Origin of the sequence: Hymenobacter amundsenii, assembly GCF_002204745.1 — a bacterium.
GTDB classification, from domain to species: domain Bacteria; phylum Bacteroidota; class Bacteroidia; order Cytophagales; family Hymenobacteraceae; genus Hymenobacter; species Hymenobacter amundsenii.
The window spans coordinates 33,692-49,290 of the sequence record NZ_NIRR01000003.1 but is presented as its reverse complement, the minus strand read 5'-3'; the positions used below and the strand labels follow the sequence as shown (position 1 = coordinate 49,290).

General features: G+C 62.9%; 10 protein-coding genes. 9 read left to right on the top strand and 1 reads right to left on the bottom strand.

The window, feature by feature from the left end; genetic code table 11:
- Positions 1-3: 3 nt before the first annotated feature.
- The 8 genes from CDA63_RS03355 (at position 4) to CDA63_RS03320 (ending at position 11,484) form a co-directional block, all read left to right on the top strand.
- Positions 4-657 (top strand): SCO family protein, encoded by a 654-nt coding sequence (locus CDA63_RS03355; protein ID WP_088463036.1) that lies wholly within the window; start codon positions 4-6, stop codon positions 655-657.
- Positions 644-1,198, top strand: a complete 555-nt coding sequence (locus tag CDA63_RS03350; RefSeq protein WP_088463035.1) for a DUF420 domain-containing protein — start codon at positions 644-646, stop codon at positions 1,196-1,198. Before CDA63_RS03355 ends, CDA63_RS03350 begins: the two co-directional genes overlap by 14 nt.
- Positions 1,199-1,269: 71 nt before the next feature.
- Entirely contained in the window at positions 1,270-1,545 is a 276-nt protein-coding gene (locus CDA63_RS03345; RefSeq protein WP_088463034.1) for a hypothetical protein, read from the top strand.
- On the top strand, positions 1,532-1,933 hold the full coding sequence (locus CDA63_RS03340) for a DUF983 domain-containing protein (protein WP_242434533.1): 402 nt from the start codon (positions 1,532-1,534) through the stop codon (positions 1,931-1,933). The genes CDA63_RS03345 and CDA63_RS03340 overlap by 14 nt, the downstream gene beginning before the upstream one ends.
- Before the next feature lie 84 nt (positions 1,934-2,017).
- Complete coding sequence (locus CDA63_RS03335; protein WP_126546712.1) at positions 2,018-5,758, top strand: sensor histidine kinase; 3,741 nt, start codon at positions 2,018-2,020, stop codon at positions 5,756-5,758.
- 118 nt (positions 5,759-5,876) lie between these two features.
- Positions 5,877-6,383 (top strand): GNAT family N-acetyltransferase, encoded by a 507-nt coding sequence (locus tag CDA63_RS03330; RefSeq protein ID WP_088463032.1) that lies wholly within the window; start codon positions 5,877-5,879, stop codon positions 6,381-6,383.
- 159 nt (positions 6,384-6,542) lie between these two features.
- Positions 6,543-10,400: a hypothetical protein gene (locus CDA63_RS03325; protein WP_088463031.1), complete on the top strand. Its 3,858-nt coding sequence runs from the start codon at positions 6,543-6,545 to the stop codon at positions 10,398-10,400.
- 328 nt (positions 10,401-10,728) lie between these two features.
- Entirely contained in the window at positions 10,729-11,484 is a 756-nt protein-coding gene (locus tag CDA63_RS03320; protein ID WP_088463030.1) for a porin family protein, read from the top strand.
- A 12-nt stretch (positions 11,485-11,496) separates the two neighbouring features.
- Here CDA63_RS03320 and CDA63_RS03315 read toward each other — a convergent pair whose 3' ends face one another.
- A complete protein-coding gene (locus CDA63_RS03315) occupies positions 11,497-13,617 on the bottom strand; it encodes a beta-N-acetylhexosaminidase (protein ID WP_088463029.1) in 2,121 nt (706 codons plus the stop codon).
- 116 nt (positions 13,618-13,733) lie between these two features.
- On the opposite strand from CDA63_RS03315, the gene CDA63_RS20745 reads away from it, so the two are divergent.
- Positions 13,734-15,527 (top strand): hypothetical protein, encoded by a 1,794-nt coding sequence (locus CDA63_RS20745; protein ID WP_088463028.1) that lies wholly within the window; start codon positions 13,734-13,736, stop codon positions 15,525-15,527.
- The last annotated feature ends 72 nt before the right edge of the window (positions 15,528-15,599 follow it).

Sequence of the window (15,599 nt, the reverse complement as noted above, 5' to 3'; positions counted from 1 at the left end):
CCCATGCGGCCCCAACAAGTATTGCTGTTGGGCCTGATGTTGCTGGTACCGGTACTGGCTTTTCTGTTTCTGAAAGGCTTTGGCACCAACCGTTACGCGCTGCCATTTTACTTGCCCGAACGCGTCGACTCGACGTTGGTGGCTGGGAAGTGGCAGCGCGATACCGTTTTCCACCAGCTCGGGCCTTTCCAGTTGCGCGAGGCCGTAGCCAACCGTGCGGTAAGCGGGGCTGAGCTACAGAAGCAAGGGCTGTACGTCCTCAGCTTTTTCCCGTCCGACTGTCCAATTAGTTGCCAGCGCCAAAACGCCCAGCTGGTGCGGGTACAGGAGAAATTCCGCCAGGATGCCGGCGTTCGGCTGGCCTCGGTGCTGACGACCACCGATTCGTCGACCATACTGGCCCGCTTCGCGGAGAACTACGGGGCCATTGCCGGTAAATGGTTTTTCCTGACGGCTGACAAACCAACAGTTACGCGGTTAAGAGAACAGGAGCTGCGGCTCCCACCGCTGGTAGCCGGGGCCGATGGCCCGTACGTGGTGCAGCTCGTTGACCGCGACGGCTACGTGCGCGGCCGTTACGATGGTACCAGCGAGCGGGACATGAACCGGCTCATCACCGAAATTGACGTGTTGCTTTACATTTATGAACATCCCTGAACCCATTGTCAACCCCGCCGGAGCCACCAAGTACAAAGTGCTGGCGGCGGTACTTGGAGCCGTTATCCCGCTGGCGGTAGCCGGGCTGTACTACTTCCCGGGCGTGTTCGTCATTCCGGGCCTCAACGTGAAAGCCCTGCCCGCCGTGAATGCGGGGCTCAACTCGCTGACGGCGGTTTTTCTGATGCTCGGCTACTACTTTATCCGGCGCAAGCAGGTAAGCCGGCACCGGGCCATGATGGGCTTGGCGTTTCTGCTGGGCTCGTTGTTTCTGGTGTCGTATGTGGCCTACCACTCGCAGGTGGCCAGTACTACCTTCGGCGGCCAGGGGCTGATTCGAGGTGTGTACTACTTCCTGCTGCTCACTCACATTGTGCTGGCTGCCGTTACGGTGGCCCTGGTGCTGTTCACGCTTTATTTCGCCCTAACCGAGCAGTTTTACAAACACCGCCGCATTGCCCGCTGGACGTACCCGGTCTGGCTCTACGTGTCGGTTACTGGCGTTATCGTGTACTTCATGATTTCCCCCTATTACACCTGATTTGATGGTCGCGCCCGAACCTCGGGGGCCGTTTGGGAGTTATTACTGTAACTTATTAACCCGTCGCTGTCATGAAAAAAGTTGCCATAACGGGCCTGTTGGCCTTCGTCGTTGCCTTGCTGCTGAGTGTGCTGCCGTTACCGGTCCAGGCTCAGTGCACGATGTGTAAAGCGCAGGTGGAAGCCGCTAGCAATGAGAAGGACGGTTACGACACCACCGGTCTCAACAAAGGCATTGTGTACCTGATGACCATTCCGTACGTGCTCATTGGCAGTGTCGGCTTTTTCTGGTATCGCCATACCCAACAACAAAAGAAGAAGGGAGCCGCGACCAATGGCCGGGTCTAGCGCGTCTTCCGCGGCCGATTCCAAGCTGGCCGGCATCCTCCAGCAACGCTGTCCGCGCTGCCGGCGGGGCCAGTTATTTACGCATTCAGCCCTCAACCTGACGCAGTTTACCGAGATGCCGCCGGCTTGCCCGGTGTGCAACCTGAACTACGAGCCTGAACCCGGGTTCTACTGGGGAGCTATGTACATCAGCTTCATGTTCTCGACAGCCATTGTGCTGGTGATAGGTTTCGCGGTGTACTACTTGCTCGATGACCCTGATACATGGGTATATATTCTAGCTGTAGCGACGGTGTCGCTGGTTTTAACCCCGTGGAGCCTCCGCTATTCCCGCACCCTGATGCTGTACTTATTTGGGGGAGCGGAGTACGATGAGCGCTACAAATAACAACTAACGCAGACGCCGCCCTTGGGTGGCGTTTTTGTTTGGTACCAAGGTTGTAGTATTGCGGATTCATCAGCAACTCCCTCCTTGAAATTTTTTCGCTCCGTCCCGTTTTGGCTGTTGCTGCTGGCTTTGCAGTGCTTCGTGGGAGCCTACGTCAGCAACCACTACGGCCAAGACCCCGCCGTGGTACTACGGACCTCGGCCACCCGTCTGCAAGATGTGCTGATGGAGGCCGAGCTGACGGGCGAGCGGGAATCGACCGATTTGCTGCAACGCCTGGCGACGGGCCGGGTGAGCTTCGGCAGCCTCACGAGCCATACCACCTACCCGACGTTTATTTTCCGGGGCGAGCAACTCGTGTACTGGTCCGACCATACGGTGCAGCCCGAGATTGAGCAGGTCACCCAGCGCTACCACGAGCGGCTGTTGGAGACTCGTTTCGGCAAGTTTCTGGTGCTGCGCCACGTAGAGGGCCCCTACGTACTGCTGACGTATATCCCGCTCGAAATCCGCTACGGCATCAGCAACCGCTACCTGCGCGACGGCAACGGGCTAGGCATTTTCCAGGGCCAGAATGTGCGGCTGCTGGTGGAGAAGAACGCCGCCAGCGGCCGGCCCCGGCTGGTATCGAACGAGGGCAACTACCTGTTCTCGGTCGAGAGCCTGCAAGCCGACCCCATTACCGGCAAATACTTGCCCTTGGTGCTGCTGCTGCTGGGTATCGGGCTGTATGTGGGGGCCTGGGTGCTGCTGGCCCGCCGCCGGTTCCGGGCCGGGCAGGTGCTGGCCGGAGCGGTGCTGCTGGTTGGGCCGTTGCTGGTGCTGCGGGGCCTGCTGCTGTACTGGGGCCTGCCGTTTTCGTTCCTCGAAGTAAGCCTCTTCGACCCACGGGTATACGCGGCCTCCTGGCTTTCGCCCTCCCTCGGCGACTTACTGCTCAATGCCTTGGTGTTGGCCGTCGTATCCTGGTATGCCCTACGCCTGTTCCGGCGCTACGGGCTGCTGCGCGGGGCCCAGCGGGTGCGGGGCTGGCGGCTGCGCGTGGTGGTGGGTGGCCTCACGGTGCTGGCCTTCTACGGGTTGCTCGAAATGCTGTTCGATTTCTATACCAGTAGCTTCAGCAACTCCCAGCTCATCCTTGATATCACGCAGGATATCCAGATCAGCTCGTTTAAGGCCTTGCTGGGGCTGGCGCTGGTGCTGCATGCGGGCAGCTACGCGGTGGGGTTGTTCCTGCTCTCGCAGGTGTTTGCCCGGGTGGTACGGCCCTCTACGCGCAACCTGGGGGTGGGCATGTTATTATTACTGACGGTGCTTTCCGTGACGCTGGGCTTGGGATGGGGTCAGGTGCACTGCACGCTGCTGGGCCTTACGCTGGGTTTTTTCCTGGTGCTGCGGCTCACGGGGTTGAAGTCGGCTGGGGCCGTGCTGCCCTACCAGGTGTATCTTTTCATCTTCCTGATTCTGGGCCTGAGCTCGGCCGTCGGGGCATTATCCCTCTACGAGCATTTCAACCGCCAGCTCAGCCTCAACAAGCAAAGTCTGGCTGGTAATCTGCTAAATGATAATGACTTGCAGGGGGAGTATCTGCTCGTGGAGCGCAGCCAGGAAATGGCCCGCGACCCGGTGCTGCGGACCATGCTGGCCAGCCCCTTCGTCAACCTCGACCTGATCCGGCAGAAGGTGGTGAAATACTACCTGCGCGACTACTTCGACAAGTACGAGGTGCGGGTGATGCTCTTCAACCCCGAGGGCCGGGGCGTGGCTGTGGGGGGTAACCTGCGAACCACCCGCGACTACCTGTTGCGCAACGCCAGCCCCACCGACCACCCCAACATCTACCTGATTCGCGACGAGAGCCGCTCGTTCAACTCGCGTCGCTACGTGGCTTTCGTGGCCGTGCCCGCGCCCGATACTGACCAGGGCAACAGCACCATTGCTTTGGAGCTGACGCTCAAGAAACTCACTGCCAACAGCGTGGTGCCCGAACTGCTCATCGACCAGAAGTTCTTCCAGCCCCGCCTGGGTACCGACTTAAGCTATGCGGGCTACGAAAACGGCCAGCTCGTGTACAGCGAGGGCGACTTCGACTACGTGAATGAGCTGCCGCCCCGCCTGTTCAAAGACGGACGGCTCTACGCCGGAGGCCTGGCCCTCGACGGCTACCACCACCTGGCCGTGCGCAGCATCGGCCAACCGGGCCGGCTGGTCGTCGTAACGACGGCCACTTATTCGTTTGCCGACTGGCTGGCTAATTTCTCATTCCTGTTTCTGGTTTACAGTTTCTGCTGGCTGCTGCTGATGGCAGTTGTGCTACTGGCCCGGGGCCGCTACCGCGAAACGCTACGGACCAATTTCAGCACTAAAATTCAGGTTTTCCTGAACCTGGGCGTGCTCGTGCCGCTGGTGGTCGTGAGCGGGGCCATTGCCAGCCAGGTAACCGATTCGTACAAGCGCGACCTGCTGCGCTCCTACCTGCGCCGGGGCCAAGCTGTGCAGGAAAGCCTGCTCAAGAACCGGTCGATGCTCGATGCCGATGCCAACCGCGCCGACCTGGTAGAGCTGGCCGAGAACGTGTCCGCCCTCACCGAAACCGACCTCAACCTGTATGATGCCCGCGGCGAACTGCTGGTGAGCAGCCAACCCCTTATTTTCGAGGCCAACCTGCTCAGCACGCTTATGAACCCCCAGGCCATAGTGGCGTTGGCCGAGCAGGAATTGCCCCGGGCGCTGCTCACCGAGCGGGCCGGCTCGCTCTCCTTTAATGCCCTGTACCTGCCGCTGCGGGCCAGTGCTGTTCGCCCTGGCCAGCCGGGGCCGGTATTGGGCTACGTAGGTATTCCGTTTTTCGACTCTGAAAAAGACCTCGATAACAAGCTCACCGAGCTTGTGTCTACCATCCTGAACATCTTCACTCTGATGTTCATCCTGTTCCTGGTGCTGGCGTTTCTGGCCTCGCGCATCCTCACCGAACCGCTCAAGCTCATCACCGAAAAGCTGCGCCAGACTACCCTGACAGGGCAGAACGAGATGCTGGCCTACGAATCGGACGATGAAATCGGGCTGCTCGTGCGCGAATACAACCAGATGCTGCTCAAGCTCGAAGAAAGCCGGGAGGAACTGGCCACCCAGGAGAAGGAAGCGGCTTGGCGCGAAATGGCCCGGCAGGTGGCCCACGAAATCAAGAACCCGCTCACGCCCATGAAGCTGAGCCTGCAGTTTCTGCAGCGTGCCATCCAGGACCAGCGCCCCAACCTGGAGGAGTTGCTCACCAAAGTATCGCAAACGCTCATCACCCAGATTGACGTGCTGACCGACATTGCCACCTCGTTCAGCAACTTCACTAACCTGCCCGCCATGCGTCCCGAGCGCCTCGACGTGGTGCCTATTCTGCGCCGCTGCGTAAACCTGCACCAGAGCCGGCCCGGGGGAGGTGGTATCCGCCTCACGCTGCCCCCCGGCACCGAACCCGACCAGTTTGTGGTGTTTGCCGACGAAAGCTTACTGGTTCGAACCTTTAACAACCTGCTCATCAATGCCCTGCAGGCCGTACCCGCGGGGCGGCTGCCGGAAGTGGTGGCCATTCTGGAACCTCTGGACGGCGGTGGGCGGGTGCGTATCTGCATCGCCGATAACGGGACCGGCATTCCGGCCGAGGTGCAGAGCAACATTTTCGTGCCCAACTTCACGACCAAGGAAACCGGTTCGGGCATCGGGCTGGCCGTGGCCCGCCGCGGCATCGAAAGCGCCGGTGGCCATATCTGGTTTGAAACCGAAGAAGGCGTGGGTACCCGGTTTTATATCGAACTGCCGCTGGCGGGGTAGGAGTTGAACCGACGGTTTCTGGGCGCTGGGGCCGGGTGTTTGCCGCAGCAACAGGTATTCGGGTCGGGGACTGCCGGCTAGGTTACTCGTGCGTTTAATCCTTTAAAATCCTTGTGTCATGCTGATTAAACCGCTTACGGCCGCGCACTGGCCTCAGGTGCAAACCATTTATGAGCAAGGTATTGCCACCGGCCACGCCACATTCCAGACGCAGGCCCCTACTTGGGAAGACTGGGACCGGGACCACCTGGCGCACAGCCGCCTGTTGGCACTCGCGGCCGCCGAGACGGCCGGCGCGGGGTTGGTGGCCGGCTGGGCCGCGTTGTCGGCGGTATCGGGGCGTTGCGTGTACGGGGGCGTGGCCGAGGTGAGCGTGTACGTGGCCCCAGCGTTGGCCGGGCGCGGCGTGGGCCGGCAGCTGCTGGCGGCGCTGGTGGCCGAATCCGAAGCCAATGGCATTTGGACACTGCAAGCGGGTATTTTTCCGGAGAACGAGGCCAGCCTGCGGTTGCATACGGGGCTGGGCTTTCGTGAAGTGGGCCGGCGCGAACGAATCGGCCAGCTACACGGTATCTGGCGCTCGACGGTGCTGCTAGAGCGGCGGAGCACGATCGTCGGCCATTGAGGTTTGCTGGTCGGGAGTTGTTAGAAAGCAGGTAGTTGGCCGGGGCAGCGGCAGGCACTATCGGCGGTCAAACGGCGTTAGGCTGGCATCGAAGCGCAGGTATCGTATTTTTACTGAATGAGTAGCAGCCATACGCCATCCTTACTGCGCCTTTGGAGGATGCTGGCGTGGCTGTTGTTCCTGCTGTTGCCTGCCGCTGCCCGGGCCCAGCAGCGGCCCGCTGCGCCGCCCAGCACCCGCCGTTGCGCCTGGGTGCGCCTCGCGCCAGACCGTGACACCACGTTTTTTGGCCTGCGCGATACCCTGACGGTGGTGCCTGCCTCGGTGAGCATGAACGGCCGCTCGGTGGCTTACGACGCGGGCCGCGACCAGTACCGTTTCGTGCGGCCCACTTCGCGCTTCCCCAACCCCGAGCCCGGCCGCCCCGATATCGTGCTGGCGCGCGGGCCCGACTCGGTGCTGGTGTGCTACCGGGTGCTACCCATGCAGCTTTCGGCGGCCCGCTACCTGCGGCCCCGCAGCCTGCTCGACAGCCTACGGTTCTGGCAGCGGCCGGTGTTTGGGGAGAACGATTTTTCGGTAAAGGAGCAGATTCTGAGTACCCCGGGCATCAACAAAACCGGCAATCTGTCGCGGGGCGTGTCGTTTGGCAACGCCCAGAACGTGTTCGTGAATTCCTCGCTCAACCTGCAGCTCGAAGGCAAGCTCACCGACGATATCAACCTGACGGCCGCCATTTCCGACCAGAATGTGCCCTTCCAGCCCGAGGGCAATACCCAGCAGCTACAGGAATTCGACCGGATTTACATCACCCTCACTCACCCGCGCTGGAGCCTGACGGCCGGCGACGTGGTGCTGCGCAACAAGCCCGATTACTTCCTGCGCTACTACAAAAATATCCAGGGCGGGGCAGGGGAAGTGAATTTTGGGGAGCTGCCCAGCGGTGGCTTCGGGGGTGGGGTAGGCGTGGGCGTCAGCAACCAGCAGTTCCAATACCCCAACGCGGCAGGCGGCAGCACCGGCACCTTTATTACCGGCGCGCCCACCGTGGCCCCGCCGGCCGGTTCGGGCCAGCAGCAGCCCGGCATTTCCCCCACCGACCCCTACGGACCGCCCAGTAGTGCCCCCGGCTCCCTCACGCCCAACGGTACCGGCCCCAACGCCACCAGCCAGACCGTGACGACGCGGGCGGCGGGTGGGCCCCGGCAGTCGTTGCTTTCTTTCCGCAAAGGCGAGGCGTATGCCACGACGTCGGTGGCGGCGGGTGGGGCCAAGGGCAAGTTTGCCAGTATTGACATTCCGCCCCTCGAAAACGTGCAGGGTCCCTACCGGCTGCGCGGGCCCAACGGCGAGCAGTTCATCATTGTGCTGGCCAACTCCGAGCGAGTGTACCTCGATGGCCGGCTGATGGTACGGGGCTTCGATGCCGACTACATCATCGACTACAACCAGGCCGAACTCACGTTTTCGCCCCGTCACCTGATTACCAGCAACACCCGCATCAAGGTCGATTACGAGTATTCCGATTTCAACTATGCCCGTTCGCTGGTGCAGGGCAGCCACTACCAGCAGCTGGGCCGGTTGCAGGTGCATGCCAACTTCTACCGCGAAGCCGACAACCCCGACAACTCGCCCAATCTCACCCTCAACGAAGGCCAGAAGGCCCTGCTGCGCCGCAGCGGCAACGTGAGCCGCGTAACGGCCCCCGGCGATACGCTGGTGAACTACGACCGCCAGCAGATTCAGTACCGCCGCGAAACCCAGCTCGACCCCGCCACCCAGCAGCCCACGAGCGTATTCGTGTACCCGCCACTCGATACGCTGGCGCTGGTGTACAACGTGCAGTTCACCAACTTGGGGCCGGGCCGGGGCTCCTACAACCTGGGCACCAACACGGCCGAAGCCAACGCCAACGGCCGGGTCTACACCTTCGTGGGCCAGAACCGGGGCTCCTACGAGCCGGTGCGGGTGCTGCCCACGCCCCTCAAAAAACAGCTGGTCACGGTGGGCACCAGCTACGCTCTCGACCCTACGGCCACCGTGTTCGTGGATCTGGCCTCCTCGGAGCTGGATCTGAACCGGTTCTCGTCGGAGTCGGCCAAGGGGCAGGCTATGCGGGTGGGCTACGTGGTGCAGGACCGGCCCGTGAACGTGCCCGGGCTAGCGGGCTACAAGCTGCGCAGCGCCGTCGATTACGAGTACACCAGCCGCCGCTTCACGCCCATCGACCGGTACCGCGACATCGAGTTCGACCGCAACTGGAGCACCAGCAACACCATCATCAGCAACAACCAGCGGCCCCGGGAAGAGAATATCTTCAATGCCGGCGTGGGCTTGGTGAAGGACGCCGACAATGCCTTGGGCTACCGCCTGAGCCGCCGCTACCGGGCCGGCGAGGTGAGCGGAGTGCAGCACTGGCTCGATGCGGCCCGCCAGATCGGGCGGGTGCAACTGCGGGGCAACCTGTTTCTGCTGAACTCCACGGCCGGCCGGCGCGAGTCGAAGTGGGCCCGGGGTGAGGCCGCGGCCCGTTACGTGGGCGGGGCCGTGGTGCCGGGCTACGCCTACCGCTTCGATAAAAACCGGGTGGCCCGCCCTGGTGGCGACTCGCTAACCTCGGCCAATTACTATGACGAGCACGCCCTGTTCGTGCAGAGCCGCGACACGGCCCGCATCCGCTACCGCCTCGACTACACCTTCCGCCGCGACCAGACGCCCAACGCCGAGCAAACTGCCCTGCGCGACCGGGCCACGGCCCACACCTGGCAGGGTACGTTCAATTCCCACCTCAGCGCCACCCAGGACCTGAACATCCTGGCCACCTACCGCGACCTGAGCGCCCGCGACACCACCGGCCAGGCGTTGCCGGGCAGCCCTGGCGCCGCCCCCGTCCGCGAACGGACGGTGCTGGGCAAGCTTGACTGGAACGCCAGCTTTTTGCAGAACGTGGTGCGCTCGGAGCTGAGCTACGCCGTGGGCACGGGCCGGGAGCTGAAGCGCGACTTCGCCTACCTGGCCGTGCCCAACGGCCAGGGCACCCACTACTGGAACGACTTGAACCAGGACGGTATCCAGCAGAAAAACGAGTTTTTCGAGGCCCAGACACCCGATGCCCAATTCCGTACCTACATCAAGGTGTTTCTGCCCACCGACGACTACCTGCCCGCCTTCACCAACCGCTTCAGCTACCGGCTCACGCTCTCGGCCCCGCGCGAGTGGCGCGAGGCCACCGGCTGGCGCGAGCTGCTGGGCCGCTTCTCGACCCTGACCACCGTGACGCTCGACCGCAAGAGCACCGAAAACACGCTCAACTCCCGCCTCAACCCCTTTGCCTTTCAAACGGATGATGCGCTGCTGCTGAGCCTGAACAAGCTGCTGCGCAACACCCTTTATTTCAACCGCTCGAACCCCATTTTTGGAGCCGAGTTTACGGTGCAGCAAACCCAGCAGAAGGTGCTGCTGACCCAGGGATTCGACACCCGCAACTTGGCCACCCAGAACCTGCTGCTGCGCCGGACGCTGGCCCAGTCATTCACGGGCCGCCTGAACGGTACCCGAGGCATCCGCGAAAACCAGTCGAGCTACCTGGAAACGCGCAATTTCCGGGTTGAGCAGTACGAGGTGTCGCCCGAAGTCAGCTACCAGCCCTCCACCGTCTGGCGCTTCACCACCACCTACCTCTACACCACCAAGCGCAACCTCCAGCCCGGCCCCGACCTCGACACCCGCGGCACGTTCCACGATTTGGGCTTGGAAACCCGCATCAGCCAGGTGGGCAAGCGTACCCTTTCCGCCACCGGCCGCTACGTGCAGGTGGGGTTTGCAGGCGACCAAACCAGCCTCGTGAGCCTGGAAATCCTCAACGCCCTGCGCCCAGGCACCAACTTCACCTGGAACCTGAACCTGGAGCAGCGCCTGAGCAACGGCCTCAACGTCACGCTGGCCTACGACGGCCGCAAGCCCCAGGGTCTGGGCGCCATCCACACCGGCCGCATGCAGGTGGCAGTGCTGTTTTAGGGCTGAACAGAGCCTCTGATTGTATAGGGCTGCGCTTGTGCCAGTTGCCCGGCCGCCGTCGTCCGGCCAACTGGTTCGTTTCAGCCGGTCTGTTGGCCGAACGGCGCATCTTGCAGGAAAGCCTGGAATGAGCTACCGTTGAGGTCGTGGTTTAAATGGTTAAGTTGTGCTGTTTTATATGTCAAGTTATTTTTATGTCAGCCGGCTAAATTGCTAAATTTTTGTGGTAGCGTTGCCTAGTGTAAACGGTGCTGTACTTCTGGTTCAGGAGGGCAGTTTGAAGACGTCTTTACAGCACAAGTTTTTACCAATAACCTAGGTCAATTTTATGTTTTGCAAAACAGCTATTCCTCTTACTGCTGCCACCTTGTTGTCTGCTACTCTTGCCCAAGCGCAAATGACAGTTCAGGTGGGCCCGCGGGTGGGCCTGAATGTGGCTACCGCTCCGTTTAAGGATAGAAGACAGACTTACGATACCAAGTTCCAAAGTGGTGTCGAAGCTGGGGTAGAGGTAGCCCTGGGCTTCGGGCACCTATCTGTGCAGCCCGCGCTCGTATACTCGCAGAAAGGCTTTCAGATTGAGGACAGCTACCAGATTTACTATGGCCGAGAGACTATCACCACCAGCCTAAAGGAGTCGTATCGTCTCAGCTACTTAGCCGTGCCGATCAACCTCGTTTACTCCTTCGGGCAGGGCAGCCAAAGTAACGAGGGCCTACAGCTTTTTGCCGGCCCCTACGTAAGCGCCCTGATGGGAGGGAAGTACAAGTATGATAACGAGGACGCGATTCGCGACGGTAGTTACGTCAGCATTGCCACTAATAAAGCCCAGGGCAAGGTGGCAACGGGCAAGTACTACTCTACCAGCCGCACCGACGAAAAATTCTACTCCCGAGGCTTCGACTGCGGCTTTCAGGTTGGGTTGGGCTACCGGGTGGGTGATGCGCAGTTTCAGCTCGGCTACAGCAGAGGGCTAGCCAATCTGGGAGCCGATTTTGGGACGAGCAACAGCTCTTCTCCCGGACCCATCTACTCCAATCGCGTCATCCAGGCTTCTTTTAGCTACTTTTTCGGAGACAATTAAGCACCTGAAAAATTACCGCAGCCCCACCAGCCGCCGCAGATGCGGTAGCACCGCCAGCTCCGTCTGCCCGGCCGGTTTGTTTAGCGCATCGAGCTGCTTGAGGGCGGCGGCTTGCCCGGCAGCGGTGGGCGCTTCGGCGCGTTCCAGCAGCGCCAGCCGCTCCAGGGCCAGGGTGGCGGCGGTGCTCAGGTTGGCCGAAAGGGGCGCGTACTCGGTGAGGGTGGGGGAGGTGGCCAGCAGCGGAATCAGGCGGGAGTTGTTGGTCTGCCAGGTTTGCAGCTGCCGGCGCATGCGCAGCAGCAGGGCGCGGGCTGCGGGCGGCGTGGTCCGGTTGGCCCCAGCCGCGCCGTAGGCCGTCAGCATCGAATCAACCTGCCAGCCGAAGGCCCGGGCCACGTCAGACTCGGCGGGGGCGGCATCGACGAGGCGGGTCAGGGGGGTGCTGGGCACGTAGGTGAAGCCCTGGAAATGGCGCTTATATTCCTTGACGGGCTCCAATACCTGGGCCAGCGTGCGGAGCGGACCCACGTCGGCGGTGGGGCCGGCCAGCTGCCGCAGCAGCAGTTCGGGGGCGCTGCGGTGCTGCAGGCCTAGGCCTTCGAGCTGCCGGGAAACGGCTCCGAAGCGGCGGTACATATCGGGCACGTTGGCCAGGTCGCGGGCCGACCATAGCCGCTCGGCCACGGCGGCGGCCCGGGGCCAGATGCGCGAATCCACGATAACGCTGTCGGCAAACTCGCTCCACATCGTCGCCTCGCCGCCCAGAATCAACTGCTGCTGGGCCACGGTAAGCGGGTTATCGACGGGCAGCGGGTCGGTGGCGTAGTGGGCGGCGGCGCTGTAGTTGAGGTCGAGGTAGTAGCCGTTCGACAGAATGACGCGGTTACCGGCCTGGGCGGCGTCGTAGAGGCCCTTCTTGCCCCGCCAGCTCTGAATCACGGCGTCCTGCGGCAGGCCAGGGCCCAGAATTTCGTCCCAGCCCACCATCTGCTTGCCGTATTTCGTGACCATAGCCAGCACCCGGCGGTTGAAGTAGGTTTGCAGCGCGTGCTTGTCGAGGGTTTTGCCGTCGGCTTTCAGCATCTTGTTCGCCTTGGCAAAAGCCATAATGCGCGGGTTGCCCCGCCACTGGCGCCCGTCGTTTTCGTCGCCCCCGATGTGGAAGTAGGGGTCGGGAAACAGGGCCGTCATCTCCTTGAACAGCGTATCGAGCAGCGCGTAGGTGGTTTCCTTGGTCGGGTCGAGGGCGACGTTGGCCAGGCGCCAGCTCTGGTACACAGTTTTGTAAAGAGTGTCGCCGGAGGCCAGTTGGGGGTAGGCGGCCTGCCAGGCAATGGTGTGGCCGGGCACGTCGAACTCGGGCACCACCCGGATGCCGCGGGCGGCGGCGTAGCGCAGCACCTCGCGCACCTGGGCTTGGGTGTAGTACTGCCCACTCACCTCATGCAGGCGGGGCAGGGTTTTGCTTTCCACCCGAAATCCCTGGTCGTCGGCGAGGTGCCAGTGCAACACGTTGAGCTTCACGGCCGCCATGGCATCGAGGTTGCGCTTGATGACGGATACGGGCATGAAGTGGCGGGCCGCGTCAATCAGCAGCCCCCGCCAGGCAAAGCGCGGCTGGTCCTGAATATCGACTTCGGGCAGCATAACCACTTGGGGTAACACCGTCGGGCTTGGCAGTAGCGGGTGGCCGCTGGTGGCCTGGGGCAGCTGTTCCAGCGTGGCCAGGGCCCGCAACACGCCCAGGCTGGTGGGCGCATCGATGCTGACGCCGCTGGGCGTGACGCGCAGGCTGTAGCGCTCCGCATCGAACTGCTCGGGCCGCCCCACTTTGCCGTAGCGAACCAGCAGCGGCAGCGTCGTTGCCAATTTGCCCGTGGCCGGCGCATTCAGGTGCAGCCGTTGTAGCGTCCGGCCCACGGCCGCAACGATGCTCGTGTCGGTGGGCCCCAGAAACTGCGGGCGCAGCCGGGTTTTGGGGTTGAGGCTGCCCGCGCCCCAGCGCACGGAAGTAGGCACCGGCAGCAGATTCCGGGTGTCGGGATTGGTTGGCTGGGCCAGCAGGGCCGGAGCGGTCAGCAGCAGGAAAACGAGTGCCGGCAGCCGGCGTCGGAGGGAAAGCAGACAGATCATGAGGAGCGGTAACGGGTTGGCAAGGTACGCAGGCCCGATGGCCCTGGCGTACGCCTCGCCCTCAGCAAGCACAATGCCGAAGGGCCCGATTCGTTTCCGGGCCGTACTTTCAGGCCATGAAATCTGCTTCCCGCTGGGCCTGGGTTATCTGCACGGCCCTGATACTGGGCGTGGCCTGGTGGTACTACCCTGCGCCCCAGCCCCACCAGTCGCGGGTGCTGCAGTGGGACGCGGCGGGCTACTACCTCTACCTGCCGGCCATTTTCGTGCACCACGACCTGCGCGACCTGAACTTCCGCCACCAGCTCGTGCGCGACTACGCCCCCTCGGGCTCGGGCTTCGATGCGGCCTTTCCGCACCCCAGCGGCCACATGGTGCTGAAGTACCCCGCCGGCCTGGCCCTGCAGGAACTGCCGTTTTTCCTGGTGGGCCACGCCCTGGCTGAACCGCTGGGCTATGCTTCCGACGGCTATTCAGAACCCTATCAACTGGCTATGAAGCTGGCGGCGTTGCTGGTGGCCGTGCTGGGGTTGTGGCTGGTGCGCCGGGCGCTGCTGCCGCGCTTTGGCGAATGGGCCACGGCGGGCACGCTGCTGGTGCTGGTGCTGGGCACCAACTACCTCAACTACACCGCCGGCCAGGGCTCCCTCACCCATAACTGGCTGTTTGGCTGGTACGCGGCACTGCTGCTGCTCACGCCCGCCTATTATGCCCGTCCCACGGCCGGCCGCGCCGCCGCCATCGGGGCCATCGTGGGCCTGATGACGCTCACGAGGCCCACCGAGTTGCTGGCCGCGCTGCTGCCGCTGCTTTGGGGCCTGCAGATTTCCGGGGCCGGCCTGCGCGAAAAGCTGGCGTTCTGGCAACGGCACGCCGGCCACCTGCTGCTGGCGGGCCTGCTCGGCGCGGCCGTGCTCAGCATTCAGCCCCTCTACTGGCACTACGCCAGCGGCGAGTGGGTGGTGTACAGCTACCAGGAGCAGGGGTTTAGCTGGCTGAAACCCCATCTGTTCGACGGCATCTTCAGCTTCCGCAGCGGCTGGCTGATTTATTCGCCCCTGCTGCTCACGGCGCTGGTGGGCTTCGGGCCGTTGCGCCGGCAGCAGCCCGCGGCCTTCTGGCCCATGTTGATTTTCATGGGGCTGTTCACCTACGTGGCCTTCGCCTGGGATGAATGGACCTACGGCGGCGGCCTGGGCCAGCGGGCGATGGTGCAGACCTACGCCGTGCTGGCCTGGCCGCTGGCGGCGGCCTTGCGTTGGCTGTTGGCCCGGCCGGTGTGGGCTGCGCTCTACGGGGTGGTGGCCGTGCTGGGCTGCGCCTACGGCTTCTGGCTTACGCAAATGGCGCTGCCCGGCGGCCTACTGGCGGCCGGCGACATGACGCGCACCTACCTCTGGCGCATCCTGTTCCGCTACCAGGTGCCGCCCGAAACCCAACTGCTACTCGATAGCAATTCCGAATTTACCGGTACGCCCCGCAACCTGCGCGTACTCTGGCAACAAGGTTTTGAGCAGGAGCCCGCCGCCACCTGCGGCGCGCTGGCCCTGGCGGGCAGCTGCTCGTTGCAACTCAGCGCCGCCCACCCCAGCAGCCCCGAATACCGCCTGGCCGTTCGCCCAGGCAGCTTCACCTGGCTCCGGGCCTCGGCCCTGGCTGGCGCGTCGGCCCGCGAGTGGGAGGTCGGCCGCATGACCCAGTACGTGGTGCGCTTCTGGGACGGCCCTACCATCGTAAAGGAGCGCACCGTGCGTCTGCAACGCGCCCTCGACGCCAACTGGCCCCGCACCCTGAGCTTTACCATCCGCCCCCCGCAGCAGCCCTTCGACCACGTTTCCATCGTCTTCCTCTACTACGGCACCACCGCCAACATGCTGCTCGACAACGCCAAACTGGAGGCGTTCCAATAATCACAGATGTTGCGGATGTTGCAGATGAAAAGGATTCGTTCTGCCGACAGATTCGTTTTGCTGGCAGATGTG